Genomic DNA, 16794 nt, shown 5'->3' with positions numbered 1-16794 from the left:
ACCCTGGCGGGCGGCAAGCCAAGAGCGGCTGTCGCACCACAATGAGCGCTGGCGTGCATCTGGCGTTAACGTGCCAGCGTGCTCAAGGCCCTCGTCATCCTCTGCATCCTGTTGCCCCTGGCGGAGCTGTACCTGCTGATCACCCTGGGGCACTACATCGGGCTGGCGTCCACGCTCGCGCTGCTGGCCGTCTCCGCGGTGCTGGGGAGCCTCATCGCCCGGAAGCAGGGCGAGAAGGTCTTCCGTAACTGGCGCGAGGCCATGGCCGGAGGCGGCGTGCCCGAGGAGGGCCTGCTCAACGGCGTGCTGGTGATGGTGGGCGGCGCGCTGCTCATCGCACCGGGGTTCCTCTCGGACGTGATGGGGCTCCTGTTGATGGTGCCGCCGGTGCGCCGCTGGGTGACGGCGCGGGTGCGGCGCTCGCTGGAGCAGACGCTGCTGTCGGGCTCCGTGCGCTTCACGCACATGGGCCCCATGCCGGGCGGGGATCCGTTCCAAGACGCTCGGCGCTTCGACCCTCAGGAGACGACCGCGACGGTGGAGCCCTCGGAGGGCTCCGCGAGCTTCCGCCGCCCCCGGAGCGAAGGGGGCGAGGTGGACGCGGAGTTCACCAGCGACGAGGAACGCCAGGGCTGACGGGCACGCGCTGCGGCGAGCCGTTCCACCGCGGTGTCACGGGCGCCGGGGCGGGCAGGGGCTCGGGGGCCTTCGGGGGCGCGCCGGGCTCGGGTTCGGCGGACCTGCCCAGGGCGATGTGGGCCTCGCTGGCGTAGTGGCCATGGGGGAACTCGCGGAGGTACTGGCGGAACTCGTCCTCCGCGTCCGCGGGCAGGCGCTGTTTGTTGAAGCAGCGGGCGCGCAGGATGCGGGCCTGCTCGCGGTGGCTCGTGCGCGGGCTGCCGGAGGCGATCTCTCCGAGCCCCACGAGGAACCGGCCGCATGTGCCGGCTGACGTCTGCACCTTGGCATAGCCGAGGAAGCGCTCATCCGAGTCCTCCGACAGGAGCCCGCCCGGGACGAGCGCGCCCAGCGTCTTGCGCTTCGGCGGCTCCGTGGGCGGGGCCGGGGCCATGGACGGGGCCTGCACGGCCGGCATGGGCGCGGAGGATGCGAGCGAACTCGCCGATGAGCCGGGGTAGGGCACGAAGTCGTCGGCCGGAGTGAGCTCGCGCGGCGACACGTCCACCGGCTGGGGAATCTCGGTGCTGGGGGACTCCAGGGGATTGGCGGCCGTGACAATCTCCTGGCGAGGCGCTTCCGGAGCAGGCGCGTCAGGCGCCGCCTGGACAACGGCCTGGGATGGCGCGGCGGCAGCCTCCTCGGGAGCGGGCGTGCGCGCATCCGGGGGATTGGCGACGTCCGGCCGTGAGGGGCTCTTCTTCGCGGGCTCGAGGCTCGCGACCGCGGCGCCGGGTTCCGCGTCCCGCAGATCCCGGAACGCCTGCCGGTCGCCAGCGGAGAGCGCGCGAGGCTTCATGGCGCCCCCCGTGCCCGCGAGTTCCACGCGCTCACCCGCGTCCACGAAGCGCGGAGGCTGCCCGTCCGCGTCCACGCGCACGCGCCCTTCGAGCACCGCCACCGCGGCACCGGCCGCCGTGCGCTCCACGGAGAAGACCGTCCCCACGACGGAGACCCGCAGGCCCGCGGACTCCACCAGGAACGCGTCGCGCTTCGCATGCGAGGCCCTGACGGAGAGCCGGCCCTGCTGGACGGTCAGGTGCACGGCGTTCGACTCCGCGCGAGCGAACACCACGTCCGAGTCCGCCGACAAGCGCACCCGGCTCTCATCCGGAAGCCGCAGCACCGCCGAAGCCTTCGGAGGCGTACGCACCGCCATGCCCGACCGCAGCCGCATCCCGGCCGCGAGCGCACGCTCCTGCCCGGTGGCCTCCCGCAGCACCGCGCCGGTGACGCGCTCCGCCTCCGTGGTGGCGGACGCTTCCGTCCAGGTCCGGACCTGCTCCTGTCCCTCGGGTCCAGGGGCCGGCCGGGCCGCGTCCTCCTTCGAGGGGGAGACCGCGGCCGACGCGACCATGGGCTCCGGCGCCTGCGTGGCGCTGTTCCTCCAGAGCCCTCCACCCAGCCACACCACCAGCGCGACGACGCAGGCCCCCGCGAGCGTCAGCGTCCAGGGCGAGAGGAAGCGCCGCTCCGGCACCGCCATCCGCTTCGCCGCGGCCGCCTTCAGCTTCGCCCCCGTCTCCTCCCACCGGACGGAGGGCTCCACCGTGCGCGCCGTGTGCAGCAGCGCCCGGGCCTCCACCACGCGCTTCCACTCCGCCGCGCACGCGGCGCACTCCGCCACGTGCGCCTCCACCCGGGCCTTGCCAGCGGCATCCAGCGCTCCGGCGGCCAGGGCCCACAGGGACCCGGTCTCATGGCCGGCCATGGGAACCTCCCACCGGCCGGGCGGCGACCAGACGCTGCATGGCCTCGGTGAACTCCAATCTCGCGTGGTGCAGGCGGCTGCGCACGGTGTTGGGCGAGCTTCCCACGGCGAGGGCGATCTCGTCCGGGCTCATGCCGCACAGCTCGGCGTAGACGAAGACGATGCGCTTCTTGGGCTTGAGCTTCTCCAGCGCCGCCTCCACCAACCGGGCAGCCTGACGGCGCTCCGCGGCGCGCTCCGGGTCCTCGCCGGTGGCCACCACCTCCGGCGGGTCCGCGAACGGGTCCTCCGGCCGGCGCCGCCTCCACCGCAGATGGCTGAGCGCCACGTTGGCGCATACCCGGTAGAGGAACGTCTTGAAGCGCGACTCGCCCCGGAAGCCCTTCACCGCCGTGAGCAGCCGCAGGTACGTCTCCTGAAGGAGGTCGTCCACCTCCACGCGGTTTCCCACCAGGTGGCGCAGCGTGCGGGCCGCGTCCTCCTTCGTGGCCTCGTAGAGCTGCTCGAAGGCGGCCAGGTCGCCGCCGTGGACCCGGTGGACCAGGTGCCGCAGGTGCGCCTCCTCCGCGGAGACCGGCCCGCGCGCGCCCGCCACGTCGGACCCCGGCGGGGTCGCGGACATCCACGTGCGCGCACCTCGGCTGAACACCAGGGCCCCTCCTTCGGGACAACCCAGGACGTCCCCCTCCTTCAGGAACGCCCTCCAGTCTGTATCGGTGGTCCAGACGAGCACACAGCCTCCATGGCCATGGGTCTCCGGACGGACAAAAAAAGATCAAAAAGATTTGATCAATCTGGCCGCCTCTTGCGTCGAAGGCTCTCGAAATCGGATGAGACCCCCCCCGGCGGCCGGTCCGGACCCACTCTCATTCCTTTGGAGCCCCCACTCATGAGGAACACCACGCTTCGCGGCCCGTTATACGTGCCGTTCCTTGCGCTGTTAGGCCTGTTGTCAGGTTGCATCCTCGAGACGAACGGCGGCGGTTACTGGCCCGACGACGACTACAACTCGACCCAGGGCTGCGTCACCACGTCCGACTGCGGCTCCAACCAATACTGTCGCTCCGGCAGCTGCTGGGACCTGAACTCCAACTCGCAGGGTTGTGTGTATTCCAGTGAGTGTCCCGGCACGCAGATGTGCATCAACGGCTACTGCGCCCAGTCGTGCTACCGCGACTCGGACTGCGGCGCGTTCGGCCTCTGCAAGAACAACTTCTGCACCTCCACGGGCAACGGCACCACGGATGGCGGCACGAAGCCGGACGCCGGCACGAAGCCGGACGCGGGCACGGATGGCGGCACGAAGCCGGACGCGGGCACGGATGGCGGCACGAAGCCGGACGGCGGCACCAGGCCCGATGCGGGCATGGATGCCGGCACCCCGGCCTGCCGCGTCAACGCGGACTGCGGCGCGGACCACTTCTGCATCAACGGCACGTGCCGTCAGCAGTGCGACGGTGACGACAAGTGCGGCCCGGGTGGCGTGTGCATCCAGGGCTTGTGCCAGAAGCCGCAGACGGACCCGAACGCGTGCGTCACGGAGGCCCAGTGCCCCACGGGCCGCGACTGCGTGAACGGCCAGTGCCGCGCGCCCTGCACGTCCACGACGGAGTGCTCGGCGGACACCAAGTGCGAGGTGGGCTACTGCCTGCCCATTCCTTCCGGCGGCCAGTGCCAGGCCAACTGCGAGTGCCCTGCCGGCCAGGTGTGCCAGAGCGGCCAGTGCAAGTCGCCGCAGCCGGACCCGGGCCAGGCGTGCCTCGCCAACTGCGACTGCCCCTCCGGTCAGGTGTGCACGAGCGGCTACTGCAAGTCGCCGGTGCCTGACGCGGGCTCGGGCAGCAACTGGGCCTGCACGGTGAACTGCGAGTGCCCGTCCGGTGAGGTCTGCACCAGCGGCCACTGCAAGCTGCCCCCGAAGCAGCCGTCGACCGACGCGGGGACGACCGGCACCGTGTGCCGCGCCAACTGCGAGTGCCCGGCCGGTCAGCAGTGCGCGAGCGGCCAGTGCAAGCCGGTGAACCACGGCTCCGGCAAGGTCTGCCAGGCCAACTGCGAGTGCCCCTCCGGCGAGCGCTGCCAGGACAACGTCTGCTGGCTGTAGCGGTCAGCGGCTGACGCTCACCGCGAGGGGGCCACCATGCGCCAGCAGCGGTGGATCTCCTTGCGGTGGAAGTCCTCGGGGATGGAGCGGGGGGTGAGCTCCTCCACCCGTTCCATGCCCCGGGTCGCGGAGTCCTTCAGCTCGAAGCCCAGGAAGTTGGTGGAGAAGTAGAGGACGCCTCCGGGGGCCATGAGCGCCCGGAGGTGTTCCAGCATCCGCACGTGGTCGCGCTGCACGTCGAAGGTCCCCGACATCTTCTTCGACGTGGAGAACGACGGCGGGTCGCAGACGATGAGGTCGTACTTCTCATCCCCGTGCTTCGCCTGGTCCTCCAGCCACGCCTTCGCGTCCGCGCGGATGAGCACGTGGCGAGGGTCCGCCAGGCCATTGAGCACCAGGTTGTCCTCGGCCCAGTCCAGGTACGTGTTGGACAGGTCCACGCTCACGCTGCTCGCCGCGCCGCCGGCCGCCGCGTACACGGTGAACGCGCCGGTGTACGCGAAGAGGTTGAGGAAGCGCTTCCCCTTGGCCTCGGTGCGCACGCGCGCGCGGGTGTTGCGGTGGTCCATGAAGAGGCCGGTGTCCAGGTAGTCGCCCAGGTTCACCCAGAACTTGAGGCCCTGCTCCTCCACCACCAGCCGCTCGCTGCCCTGGCCCACGCGCTGGTACTGCGAGCGGCCCCAGGGCTGGGGCGTGTGCGTCTTCACGGAGATGCGCTCGGGCGGCACGCCCAGCACGGCGGTGACCGCGGCGAGCACCTCGTCGCGCTCGGAGCTTTCGGTGGCGCCCTTCGCGTGGGCCTTGCGGCGGGGGAACTCCACGACGTGGGCATGGTCGCCGTAGAGGTCCACGGCGTAGGGGTACTCGGGGATGTCCCGGTCGTAGACGCGGAAGGCGGTGAGCCCCTGCGCGCGGGCCCACTTGCGCAGGTGCTTCGCGTTCTTGCGCAGGCGGTTCTCGAACATGCCCGCGCCCGGTGTCTGCTGGTTGCCTTCGTCCGACATGCTCCCCTCATATTGCAGGCCGCCCCGGCGGCGGGGGAAAACCCGTGCCCATGAGCGTGCGCGTCGAGAAGAACGGCCCCGTCACCACCGTCATCCTCCACCGGCCGGAGGTCCGCAACGCGGTGGACGCGGACACGGCCCGGGCGCTGGCGGACGCCTTCCGCGCTTTCGACGCGGACCCCGACGCGAAGGTGGGCGTCCTGTATGGGGATGACGGCACGTTCTGCGCGGGCGCGGACCTGAAGGCCGTGTCCGAAGGGCGCCTCTTGCGCCTGGAGCCGGACGGGGACGGGCCCATGGGGCCGTCACGCATGCGCCTGTCCAAGCCCGTGGTGGCGGCCATCAGCGGCCACGCGGTGGCGGGCGGCCTGGAGCTGGCCCTGTGGTGCGACCTGCGCGTCGCGGAGGAGGACGCGGTGCTGGGCGTCTTCTGCCGCCGCTGGGGCGTGCCGCTCATCGACGGGGGCACCGTGCGCCTGCCCCGGCTCATTGGCCTGGCGCGCGCGCTGGACCTCATCCTCACCGGGCGCCCCGTGCCGGCGGCGGAGGCGCTGGGCATGGGCCTGGTCAACCGCGTGGTGCCGAAGGGGGAGGCCCGGAGCGCCGCGGAGGCCCTGGCCGCCCAGATTGCCGCCTTCCCCCAGGCGTGCATGAACGCGGACCGGGCGTCCGCCTACGCCCAGGCCGACCTGGCCTTCGAAGACGCGATGCGCCAGGAGTTCGAGGGCGGGGTGAAGGTGCTCCAGACGGAGTCCATCCCCGGGGCCACGCGCTTCGCGAAGGGGGCGGGGCGGCACGGCCGGTTTGACTAGGACCCCGGGAGCGCTGCGCGGCCCCTGGGACTGTGTTAGTTCGCGAGGCCATGCGCTTCGACACGCTCGCCATCCACGCCGGCCAGGAGCCGGATCCCACCACGGGCGCCATCATGACGCCCGTCTACCTGACCTCCACCTACGTCCAGGACGGGCCGGGGGAGCACAAGGGCTACGAGTACAGCCGCACGCAGAACCCCACGCGCAAGGCGCTGCAGGACTGCCTGGCCGCGCTGGAGGGCGCGAAGTACGGCGCCGCGTTCGCGTCCGGCCTCGCCGGCACGGACATGCTGATGCACATGCTGGAGGCCGGTGACCACGTCATCGTCTCCGACGACGTGTACGGCGGCACCTTCCGCATCTTCGACAAGGTGTTCAAGCGCTCCGGCCTGAACTTCTCCTTCGTGGACCTCTCCAAGCCGGAGAACTTCGAGGCGGCCATCACCCCCAAGACGAAGATGGTCTGGGTGGAGACCCCCACGAACCCGATGCTCAAGCTCATCGACCTGGGCCGCATCGCCGAAATCGCGAAGAAGCGCGGCATCCTCTCCGTCGCGGACAACACGTTCATGACGCCGTACTTCCAGAAGCCGCTGTCCCTGGGCTTCGACGTCGTGGCGCACTCCACGACGAAGTACTTGAACGGCCACAGCGACGTGGTGGGCGGCTTCGTCTGCACCAGCCGCGACGACATCGCGGAGCGGATGTACTTCCTGCAGAACGCGGTGGGCGGGGTGTCCGGCGCCTTCGACAGCTTCCTCGTGCTGCGCGGCGTGAAGACGCTGCACGTGCGCATGGACCGCCACGCGCAGAACGCGATGAAGGTGGCCCAGTACCTGTCCACGCACAAGCAGGTGAAGAAGGTCACCTACCCGGGCCTGGAGACGCACCCGCAGCACGCGCTCGCCAAGCAGCAGATGACCGGCTTCGGCGGCATGCTGACGTTCGACATCCACGGCGGCCTGGAGGCGGCGCGCACCTTCCTCAAGACGGTGAAGGTCTTCGCCTGCGCCGAGTCCCTGGGCGGCGTCGAGTCCCTCATCGAGCACCCCGCCATCATGACCCACGCCTCCATCCCCAGGGAGACGCGCGAGAAGCTGGGCATCGCGGACGGCTTCATCCGCCTGTCCGTCGGCATCGAGGACGCGCAGGACCTCATCGATGACCTCGCGCACGCGCTCGACCGCGTGAAGTAGCCGGAGCGCTCGCTCGCTCTCCGGGCGGCCTGGCCTGCCCTCCGGGGCAGGGGGAATGTTGGTAGGGCAACAACGTTCCCGGCGCGATGCGTAACCGACTGCTTTGGCCCACCTGCCTCTTGGGCGTGTGGCTCGCGACGGGCTGCGAGTCACCGCCCACTCCCAGCGATCCCGCCTTCCCGCCCGTCATCGAAGGCGATGCGGAGGACCTCACCGCATCCAACTGCAATCCGCTCGTCACCAGGGCGGTGACGGCCAGCGGTGACGACGGCAACGTCCCGGCCAACACACAGGACGACGACCTGGGCACGCGCTGGAGCGCGCAGGGCACGGGCGTGTGGCTGCAGATGGACCTGGGCTCGGCGCAGACGCTCACGGGCACCACCATCGCGTGGCACCGGGGCAACGAGCGCCAGAACCACTTCGTCGTCTCCACGTCCACCGACGGCAGCACCTTCACCCAGGCGTACGCGGGGGACAGCGCGCTCAATGCCGCCGCGCAGACGGTGACGTTCTCCTCGCGCAGCGCGCGCTACGTGCGCATCACCGTCAACGGCAACACGGTGAATGACTGGAACTCCATCGCGGAGGCCCGGGCGTGCGCGGCCAGCGCGCCGCCGTCCAGCAGCGACTCCGGCCCCGCGTTGCCGCGCCTGCCGTACCTGCAGAGCGTGAAGCAGACGTCCGCCATCATCGCCTTCCGCACCGCCAGCACCTGCAACCCCACCGTGCGCTACGGCGAGGGGAGCAGTCTCACGTCCTCCGTCAGCGCGGGCCTGTCCGGCACGCGCCACGCGGTGAAGCTGTCCGACCTGTCCCCGGGCCGCACCTATGGCTACGTGGTGGAGGCCTGCGGCAGCAAGACGGGCCTGCGCGGCTTCCAGACCGCCACGGCGTCCTCGGCCACGAAGGCGCACTTCACCGCGATGGGTGACTTCGGCACGGGCGGCAGCATGCAGGCGAAGGTGATGGCGGTGATGAGCACGCCGCAGTGGCGCTCGGAGCTGCTGCTGGCGCTGGGAGACAACGCCTATCCGGACGGCACGGACGCGGAGTTCCAGGCGCACCTCTTCACGCCCATGGCCGGCCTGCTGCGGGAAGTGCCCATGTTCGCCACGCCGGGCAACCACGAGTACGTGACGAACCAGGCGCAGCCGTACCTGGACAACATGTACCTGCCGGCCAACAACCCGCAGGGCTCCGAGCGCTACTACTCGTTCGACTGGGGCCCGGTGCACTTCCTCTCCCTGGACTCCAACTGCGCGGTGGGGCTCGCGTCCACGGACCGGTGCACGCTCGCGGCGCAGAAGGCGTGGGCGGAGGCGGACCTGGCCGCGAACACGCGCCCGTGGGTGGTGGCCTTCTTCCACCACCCGTCCTGGTCCAGCGGCGAGCACGGCTCCCAGCTCACCATGCGCCGCCAGTTCGGCCCGCTGTTCGAGAAGTACGGCGTGGACCTGGTCCTCACCGGCCATGACCACGACTACGAGCGCAGCAAGCCCATGTATGGTGACAACGTAGCCTCCGGCTCCCAGCGCGGCGTCCCGTACCTGGTGGTGGGCAGTGGCGGCGCCACGCTGCGTCCCTTCGCCACCAGCCAGCCCGCGTGGAGCGCGCTGCGCGACAGCCAGGCCTACGGCTTCCTGGACGTGACGGTGGACGGCGGCACCCTCACCGCGCGGCTGATCACCTCCAGCAACACCGTGCGCGACACGCTCGTCCTCAAGAAGACGCTGGCGAAGTCCTCGGCCCAGGGCGTCCGGGCCAGCGGCCTGGCCGCAGCCGATGCGGAGGAGGCCTACGACACGCCGCCGGGCCCCACGGACGACCGCGCCGAGCCGAAACCGCGTGGCCCCGTGCCGCCCGCGGACACGCCGGAGTCCGTGGCCGACCCCGAAGAGCCGCTTCCGCAGTAGCCCGCGAGCCCGCCGGAGGGTAGGGAAGGGCGGAACCATCGCGTTCCACGCTTCTTGAACCGCCGGCGGGCCCGGCACGACCGAAGGGACACCATGCGCTACTTCGAGGACTTCCCCGTGGGTGAGATCATGGAGCGGGGGCCCTACGTGGTGACGCGCGAGGAGATCATCACCTTCGCGCGCCAGTTCGACCCCCAGCCCTTCCACATCGACGAGGACGCCGCCGGCAAGAGCATCTACGGCGGCATCATCGCCAGCGGCTGGCACACCGCCGCCATCTGCCACAAGCTCATGGTGGAGGGGCTCCTGGGCCAGGCCGCCGGCATGGGCTCACCCGGCCTGGACGAGCTGCGCTGGAAGAAGCCGGTGCGCCCGGGGGACTCGCTCAAGGTGCGCATCGAGACGCTGGAGGCGAGGCCCTCCGCGAGCAAGCCGGACCGCGGCGCGCTCAAGCTGCGCCTGGAGGTCGTGAACCAGCACGGCGAGGTGGTGATGACGGAGGTGGCCAACGCCCTCTTCGCCCGCCGCCCGGCTCCCTAGCGAAACGCCTCATACTTTGAGTTCCAGGGTGGACCTGGGGTAGCAATACGCCCAAAGGAGAAGCCCATGTCCAACAACAACGAGGTCGTTCCTCCTCCGGCGCCCAGCCGGCTGAAGCGTCCCGTGGAGGTGGTGCGCGCGGAGCTGCTCGCGGATGCGGACGTGAAGCAGCAGGCGGAGCTGCTGAAGATCCCCGTCGCGCAGTACGTGGAGAAGATCCTCGACTACGCCATCCACCCGGACAAGCCGCCCCAGCTGGAGATCATCCCGGACGAGGAGCTGAAGGCGCGCGACCCGAAGATCGCCACGGTGGACGAGATTGGCACCCACCTGCAGAAGATCATCGACGGGGAGATCGCCATCAGCCCCGCGCAGCAGCGCGACGGCTTCAGCAGCGACAAGAGCCACGAGCAGCGCTACAGCGCCGCGCTGGGCACCGCCAGCAAGCCCGGCCAGCCCGTAGCCCCCAAGCCCGGCGCCACCGTGGACCCGGCGGAAACCAAGAAGGGCCCCATCCGGGGCTGAGCCGTCCTTCCAAGGCCCCGGAATCCCGGGGCTTTTTCTTGCGGGTCCCGGATAATCGAGGCGCCGGAAACTTCTTGGGCGTCCCTCCGAGAATCCCACTGTCAGTCTCACTTGAGGGCCCGCGCGGCCCTCCCCGAAAAGGATCAGACCATGGGTGGCATCGGCAAGGCTCTCGGCAAGGTGATGGACGTCGTCAAGCCGTTCGTGACGATGGTGAACCCGCTTCTGGGCGCGGCGATGAGCTTCGCCAGCGGCCTGATGCAGGGCAAGAACCCGCTCCAGTCGCTGCTGGGCGCGGCCACGGACCTCATCCCGGGCGGCGGCGTGTTCAAGAACGCGCTCGGGGCCTTCGCCAACTCCGGCCTGATGGACGGCGCGGGCGGCAACAGCCTGCTGTCCGGTGCGCTGAACCTGGCGACGGGCAAGAGCAAGGTCACGGACATCGTGGGCGACCTGCTCAAGTCCCACAAGAGCAACCCGCTCACCAGCCTGGGCATGAACAACGCGACGGAGCTCGCCGCCCAGAAGATGTCGACGTTCCTCGCCTAGTCCATGAAGCCCGTCCGCTTCGACCCCAAGCTCCACCACGACCTGCTCAACCTGTGGCGCAAGCCGTGGGATGAGACGATGACGCCGGACGCCCTGCCGGAGTACGGCTACGTGGTGCCCGGCAAGGCGGCGGGCTTCCTGTACCGGACGGACAGCTCGGTGGCGTTGATTGAAGGCATCATCGCCGCCCCCGGGCTGACCAAGGAGGACCGCAACGAGGCGGTCAACGCCATCGTCGCCGCGGTCCGCGACGAGGCCCGGCGCCAGGGCTTCAAGCTGCTGCTGGGCTACTCGCAGCTGGATGCCATCAAGAACCGCGCGGAGCGCTTCGGCTTCATGCACGTGGGCCCGGGCTACCACATGGTGGCCCTGGACCTGACGAAGCCGGACCCGCCGGGGCTCTAGCAGACACGCATCCCCGGTGAAGAAACACGACGGGCCCGAAGGGAGGATGTCCTCCTCCTTCCGGGCCCGCGGTGTTTCAGGGCATCCGCTCGCGGACCTTAAGCGGCGGTGCGGTGCAGGTAGTCGATGAGGTCGATCTTCGTGACGATGGCGACCACCGTCTCGCCGTCCTTCACCACGGCCACGTTGTCGCGCGCGAAGATTTCACGCAGCCGGTCGATGCTGGCCTCGGCGGACACGGCGCCCTGGAGCGGGGCGACGATGGGGTCGATGACGTCCTGGAACTTCACCTTGTTGGCGACCAGGGCGTTGAGCAGGTCGTACTCGTGCACCATCCCCACGGCGCGGCCGTCGTCGGACACCACCGGCATCTGGCTGATGCCGTGGCTGCGCATGGTCTCCACCACGTGGTCCACGCGGTCCCCGCGCTTCGCGGTCTTCAGGTCGCGGGGCTTCGCGCCGATGATGTCGCGCACGGTGCCGGCGCCCTTCTCCTGCATGAAGCCGTTGTCCCGCATCCACTCGTCGGAGTGGAACTTGCTGATGTAGCTGCTGCCGGAGTCCGGCAGGACGACCACGATGGTCTTCCCCTTGCCGACCTCCTTCGCCAGCTGCACCGCCACGTGCACGGCGGCGCCGGAGGAGCCACCCGCGAAGATGCCCTCTTCCCGCGCGAGGCGGCGCGCGGCGTTGAAGCACATGCGGTCATCCACCTGGCGCACGTCGTCCACGACCTTGAAGTCCATGGCGCCGCAGAGCATGTCCTCGCCAATGCCCTCGACCTTGTAGACGTGCGGCTCGGTGAGCTTGCCCGTCTTGAAGTAGCCCTCGTAGACGGAGCCTTCCGGATCCACGCCGATGTTCTTCAGGCCGGGGATCTTCTCCTTGAGGAACTTGCCGGCGCCGCTCATGGTGCCGCCGGTGCCCAGGCCGGACACGAAGTAGTCAATCTTCCCGTCGGTCTGCTGGAAGATCTCCGGGCCCGTCGTGTGGTAGTGCGCCTCGATGTTGTCCGGGTTGTGGTACTGGTTCAGCATGAACGCGCCGGGCGTCTCCTTGGCCAGGCGCTTGGACGTCTCGTAGTAGCTGCGAGGGTCCTCCGCCGGGACGTTCGTCGGCGTGACGACGACCTGCGCGCCCATGGCCTTCAGGCGGTTGATCTTCTCCAGGGACATCTTGTCCGGCATGGTGAAGATGCACTTGTAGCCCTTCACCGCCGCGGCCAGCGCCACGCCCATGCCGGTGTTGCCGGACGTGTTCTCCACGATGGTGCCGCCGGGCTTGAGCTTCCCCTCCCGCTCGGCCTTTTCGATGATGTAGAGCGCCATGCGGTCCTTGATGGACGCGCCGGGGTTCATGAACTCGCACTTCACGAGCACGGTGGCGTCGTTCGGACCGACGAGCTTGTTGAGCTTCACCAGCGGCGTGTGGCCAATGGCGGTGAGGATGTTCTGTTGGATGTCCATCGTGCGTGGCTTCCCGAAAAAAGTAGGGGTCGGGGCCTTATATGTGCTCCGCCCCGTCAGGGGGAACATGCCCGAAAGCATGGCCCTTCCTGACGCAGGATGCCGCGACCGGCCTCGCGTTGCCCCGGCTGTCCGGGGGAAGGCTTCCCTGGGCGCGGGGCACAGGCTCCTCGTCGCGTAGGCGACAGGGCAGGCGTCCGAGGGGCGCGTGGCCCACGCGGGCTTTGACCCGCCGCGCCGTGCCTCCGATACTCGCGGGTGTCGTCTCCCTTCCCCCGCTGGAGCACCCGCCCCCCATGGAACTTGAGGCCGCCCTTCGCGACCAGGTGGGACAGGCCATTGGCCGTCCCGTCCCCGATGCCCCCATCAAGAAGCTGAAGGGCGACGCGAGCAACCGCTCCTACTACCGCGTCGGCACGCCCCCGGAGAGCTGGGTGCTGATGGTGATGCCGCCGGACGCGACGAAGAAGAGCGAGGAGGCCACCAAGGGCGAGCCCCCGAAGGAGCTGCCCTTCATCAACGTGCACCGCTACCTGGAGAAGCTGGGCGTGCGCGTGCCGCGCATCCTCCGCTACGACGAGCCCGCGGGCATCATGGTGCTGGAGGACCTGAGCGACATCACCTTCGAGTCCGCGCTGGAGGGCGGCCGCCACAACCAGGCGCTCTACACGCGCGCGGTGGACCTGCTGGCGAAGCTGCGCGTGCAGGCGGAGAAGCAGCGCGACCCGGACTGCCTGGCCTTCACGCGCGCCTTCGACGAGGACCTGTACGACTGGGAGCTGCACCACTTCCGCGAGTGGGGCCTGGAGGCCTGGAGCGGCAAGCAGCCCACGGCCGAGGAGCGCGCGGAGCTGGACGCCACGTTCCGGAGCATCGCGAAGACGCTTGCCGCCGCGCCGCGAGGCTTCACGCACCGCGACTACCAGAGCCGCAACATCATGGTGAAGGAGGGCGAGCTCGTCGTCATCGACTTCCAGGACGCGCTCCAGGGCCCGCGCCAGTACGACCTGGTGGCGCTCCTGCGCGACAGCTACGTGGAGCTGGACCGCGACTTCGTGGACACGATGCTGGACCGCTACATCGCCACGTTCGAGCAGGAGAGCGGGGAGAAGATCGACGCGAAGGAGTTCAAGGCGTTCTTCGACCTGCTCACCATCCAGCGCAAGCTGAAGGACGCGGGCCGCTTCGAGTTCATCAATCGCGTGAAGGGCAACCCGGGCTTCCTCGTCTCCATCCCCGCGTCGCTGCGCTACGTGAAGGCCGCGTTCGCGCGCCGGCCGGAGCTGGCGGGGCTGCAGAAGCTGGTGGCGAAGTACGTGCCCGAGCTGGCGGCCTGACGCCATGAAAGCGATGGTCCTCTGCGCGGGCCTGGGCACGCGCCTGCGCCCGCTCACGGAGCGCTGGCCCAAGCCGGCCATGCCGTTCCTCGGGCAGCCGCTGTTGCGCTACCACCTGGCGGTGCTGAGGGCCGCGGGGGTGACGGAGGTGGGCATCAACACGCACCACCTGCCGGACACGATGGCGGCGGTGGCCCGCGCGGAGTGCGAGCGCGCGGGGCTGCCGCTGCACGTGGTGCACGAGCCCGTCATCCAGGGCACGGGCGGAGGCATCCGCGGCCTGCGCGACTTCCTCTCCGGCGAGGACTTCCTCGTGTTCAACGGGGACATCCTCTTCCCGGTGGACCTGAGGCCCGTGGTCGCGGCACACCGCGAGTCTGGCGCGGTGGCGACGATGGTGCTGCTGCCGATGCCGGAAGGGGAGAAGTACGCGGCGGTGGAGGCGGACGCGGGCGGGCAGGTGCGCCGCATCGCGGGCTACGGGCCGGGCGGTGACGGCCTGAAGCCGTGGCACTTCACGGGCGTGCACGTGATGTCCCCCAGCGTGTTCGACTTCATGACGGCGGAAGGCCCCGAGGACATCAACCGCGAGGTCTACGTGCGGGTGATGCAGGCGGGGCTCCAGGTGCGGGGGCACGCGGTGGACGCGTACTGGTCCGACCTGGGCATGCCGTCGCGCTACCTGGCCACGGTGCGGGACGTGCTCGAAGGGCGCGTGCCGTTGCAGGCGCTGGGGAAGGACTCGCCGCTTCACGGGCTGAAGGCCGGGGCGGACGGAGCCTGGGTTCATCCGCAAGCCCGCGTCGCGGGGACGGTGCGCGGGCCCGCGTACGTGGGGGCCGGCAGCGTCGTGGACGCGGGAGCCACCGTGGGCCCGGGCGTGTCGGTGGGCCCGGGCGCGCGAGTGGGGCAGGGCGCGCGGCTTGAGCGCTGCGCCGTGTTCGAGGAGACGCCGGTGTCACCCGGTGAAGCGCTCACCGAGGTGCTCGCGTGGGGCCCGCACCGGGTGCCCGCGCCGCTCGCCGGGCGCTGATCACGGCTTCGCGGCGACCTTGTCCACCTTCACGTTGGAACCATCTGGTTTCCAGGTGGCTTCCAGCGTGAGGCGCGGACCGAACGTCACACGCAGCTTCTGCCCCGGCGTGGCCCAGGTGAGCTTCGGCGTGATGTCTTCTTCGGCGTCCTCCGGGCGCTTCGCTACGACGTGCTCCTCTCCATCCGAGACGTCGTCGCCGCAGTCGTTCCAGGTCATCAGGACCTTTCGCTTCGGCCCCTGCTTCTCCATGCGCACGAGCTGCACTGTGACCACGGTAGCGCCGCCGCACGCGCCGCTCGTGTAGCGGCCCATCATCGGCTCGGTCATCCGTTCCACGAGCCCGGGTGTGCCGTCCTTGAACCGGAACGTCTCCACCACGTCGTGGGACAGCACGGCGCGCAGGTCGCCCGGCGCCCGGGAGAGGTACACCGTCGTCGGAGCGCTCGAGGCCGTCACCGGGATGCGCGCGGTGCCTTCGCCCAGGAAAGCGGCGGGTGGTCCGAAGACGTTGGCCTGCGGGCGGTACTCGGTGACGGCGTCGAGCGTCGTGGCGCAGATGCGCCACTGGTAGCTTTCGGGGAAAGCGCGCTCCACCCGCACGCCGGTCCACGTCGCCCCGGTGCGCAGGAAGTAGGGTGGCAGCTCGTTGAACGCCTGCTTCGCGCCGGGTGCCTTGGGTAGGGGCTGCCCCAGCTCCGGGAGTCCCTCCACCAGCTTCACCGTGAGAGGCTTCGCGAGCTTCACGGTCCGCAGCGTCTCCGCGTCGCCCCACTTCGGGGCCGGGTGCGTGGAGCACAGCGTCTCCTTCGTGCCCTCTGCGCCCGCGTCGATGGCGTCCACCCGGACGCGCAACGTGCGCACGCCGTCCTTCGGAACGAAGAGCAGCGCCCCGGGCTGGAGCACCGCGCGCACGTGGTAGCCCGTGGCCGTGCGCTGTGCTTCGTAGCGCACGTCCCCTTCGCCCAGGGCCGGGGACAGGCCCGGGTAGCGCTCCAGGTCGTAGAGCACGGGGGCTCGGCCGTCGGGGAAGAAGCCCAGGTGCGCGAGCCCCAGCAGGACCCGCGTCCGCTTGGGCGACGTGCCCAGCGAGTCGCGCGCGGCCCTGTCGTCCTCATCGCAGCCTTTGAGCATCCTCTCGGAGTTGTCGATGTTGCCCGGATCCGTGCCCCGCCGGATGGCCTCCAGCTCCTTCGGGTCGTCCTTGCCGCGCACCGTGAAGAGCTTTCCCGCGGGCGACGTGGTGATGACGCGCGAAGGCATCAGCGCGTCGGGAGCCTCCAGCCCGAACCAGACCTCCACGTGATCCGAGTGCACGTCGTCCGTCGCGGCCGACGGCGTCGCGTCCACCACGTCCACGTCCAGCACCAGCTGCTGCCCGTCCGAGACGAGCGTCGCGACCGACGCGGGCGCCCTTTCACCGGGCGCTCCCAGGGGCTGGGAGAAGTCGGGAGGGGCCGCCATCAGCAGCAGGCCGGTCAGCAGGTTCCAGGACATGGGGGCTCCTCAAGACGAAGG

General features: G+C 70.2%; 16 protein-coding genes. 11 read left to right on the top strand and 5 right to left on the bottom strand.

Annotated elements, in window-relative coordinates:
- Positions 1-78 precede the first annotated feature (78 nt).
- Entirely contained in the window at positions 79-636 is a 558-nt protein-coding gene (locus KYK13_RS29390; RefSeq protein WP_223636321.1) for an FxsA family protein, read from the top strand.
- On the opposite strand, the gene KYK13_RS29385 is transcribed toward KYK13_RS29390, so the two are convergent.
- Both KYK13_RS29385 and KYK13_RS29380 read right to left on the bottom strand, forming a co-directional pair.
- Positions 608-2389 (bottom strand): FecR domain-containing protein, encoded by a 1782-nt coding sequence (locus KYK13_RS29385; protein WP_223636319.1) that lies wholly within the window; start codon positions 2387-2389, stop codon positions 608-610. The genes KYK13_RS29390 and KYK13_RS29385 overlap by 29 nt on opposite strands.
- On the bottom strand, positions 2376-3038 hold the full coding sequence (locus KYK13_RS29380; RefSeq protein WP_223636317.1) for an RNA polymerase sigma factor: 663 nt from the start codon (positions 3036-3038) through the stop codon (positions 2376-2378). The genes KYK13_RS29385 and KYK13_RS29380 overlap by 14 nt, the downstream gene beginning before the upstream one ends.
- A 240-nt stretch (positions 3039-3278) precedes the next feature.
- On the opposite strand from KYK13_RS29380, the gene KYK13_RS29375 reads away from it, so the two are divergent.
- Positions 3279-4493 carry a Dickkopf N-terminal cysteine-rich domain-containing protein gene (locus KYK13_RS29375; protein WP_223636315.1) on the top strand — a complete coding sequence of 405 codons (1215 nt, stop codon included), beginning with the start codon at positions 3279-3281 and terminating at the stop codon, positions 4491-4493.
- 17 nt (positions 4494-4510) lie between these two features.
- On the opposite strand, the gene KYK13_RS29370 is transcribed toward KYK13_RS29375, so the two are convergent.
- Positions 4511-5497 carry a class I SAM-dependent methyltransferase gene (locus tag KYK13_RS29370; protein ID WP_223636312.1) on the bottom strand — a complete coding sequence of 329 codons (987 nt, stop codon included), beginning with the start codon at positions 5495-5497 and terminating at the stop codon, positions 4511-4513.
- Positions 5498-5547: 50 nt separating this feature from the next.
- On the opposite strand from KYK13_RS29370, the gene KYK13_RS29365 reads away from it, so the two are divergent.
- The 7 genes from KYK13_RS29365 (at position 5548) to KYK13_RS29335 (ending at position 11440) form a co-directional block, all read left to right on the top strand.
- Positions 5548-6309 carry a crotonase/enoyl-CoA hydratase family protein gene (locus KYK13_RS29365; protein WP_223636310.1) on the top strand — a complete coding sequence of 254 codons (762 nt, stop codon included), beginning with the start codon at positions 5548-5550 and terminating at the stop codon, positions 6307-6309.
- A gap of 50 nt (positions 6310-6359) precedes the next feature.
- Entirely contained in the window at positions 6360-7505 is a 1146-nt protein-coding gene (locus tag KYK13_RS29360) for a cystathionine gamma-synthase (protein ID WP_223636308.1), read from the top strand.
- Between the two features lie 86 nt (positions 7506-7591).
- A complete protein-coding gene (locus KYK13_RS29355) occupies positions 7592-9421 on the top strand; it encodes a discoidin domain-containing protein (protein ID WP_223636306.1) in 1830 nt (609 codons plus the stop codon).
- Positions 9422-9514: 93 nt separating this feature from the next.
- Positions 9515-9961, top strand: coding sequence for a MaoC family dehydratase (locus KYK13_RS29350; protein WP_223636304.1), 447 nt, complete (start codon positions 9515-9517; stop codon positions 9959-9961).
- A 66-nt stretch (positions 9962-10027) separates the two neighbouring features.
- Complete coding sequence (locus tag KYK13_RS29345) at positions 10028-10486, top strand: hypothetical protein (RefSeq protein ID WP_223636302.1); 459 nt, start codon at positions 10028-10030, stop codon at positions 10484-10486.
- Positions 10487-10636: 150 nt separating this feature from the next.
- Positions 10637-11035: a hypothetical protein gene (locus KYK13_RS29340; RefSeq protein ID WP_223636300.1), complete on the top strand. Its 399-nt coding sequence runs from the start codon at positions 10637-10639 to the stop codon at positions 11033-11035.
- 3 nt (positions 11036-11038) lie between these two features.
- A complete protein-coding gene (locus KYK13_RS29335) occupies positions 11039-11440 on the top strand; it encodes a hypothetical protein (RefSeq protein WP_223636298.1) in 402 nt (133 codons plus the stop codon).
- Positions 11441-11538: 98 nt separating this feature from the next.
- Here KYK13_RS29335 and KYK13_RS29330 read toward each other — a convergent pair whose 3' ends face one another.
- Complete coding sequence (locus KYK13_RS29330; protein ID WP_223636296.1) at positions 11539-12906, bottom strand: pyridoxal-phosphate dependent enzyme; 1368 nt, start codon at positions 12904-12906, stop codon at positions 11539-11541.
- A gap of 296 nt (positions 12907-13202) precedes the next feature.
- On the opposite strand from KYK13_RS29330, the gene KYK13_RS29325 reads away from it, so the two are divergent.
- The gene (locus KYK13_RS29325; RefSeq protein ID WP_223636295.1) at positions 13203-14243 is read left to right on the top strand and encodes an aminoglycoside phosphotransferase family protein; all 1041 of its coding nucleotides are present in this window, start codon (positions 13203-13205) and stop codon (positions 14241-14243) included.
- 4 nt (positions 14244-14247) lie between these two features.
- Positions 14248-15276, top strand: coding sequence for an NDP-sugar synthase (locus KYK13_RS29320; RefSeq protein ID WP_223636292.1), 1029 nt, complete (start codon positions 14248-14250; stop codon positions 15274-15276).
- Here the strand turns inward: KYK13_RS29320 and KYK13_RS29315 are convergent, their stop codons facing one another.
- Positions 15277-16773 carry a hypothetical protein gene (locus KYK13_RS29315; protein ID WP_223636289.1) on the bottom strand — a complete coding sequence of 499 codons (1497 nt, stop codon included), beginning with the start codon at positions 16771-16773 and terminating at the stop codon, positions 15277-15279. It abuts the gene before it with no gap.
- Between the last annotated feature and the right edge of the window lie 21 nt (positions 16774-16794).

It is taken from the genome of Corallococcus sp. EGB (assembly GCF_019968905.1).
GTDB lineage: Bacteria > Myxococcota > Myxococcia > Myxococcales > Myxococcaceae > Corallococcus.
The sequence above is the reverse complement of the archived record's forward strand: the minus strand, read 5'-3'. Positions and strand labels throughout refer to the sequence as shown.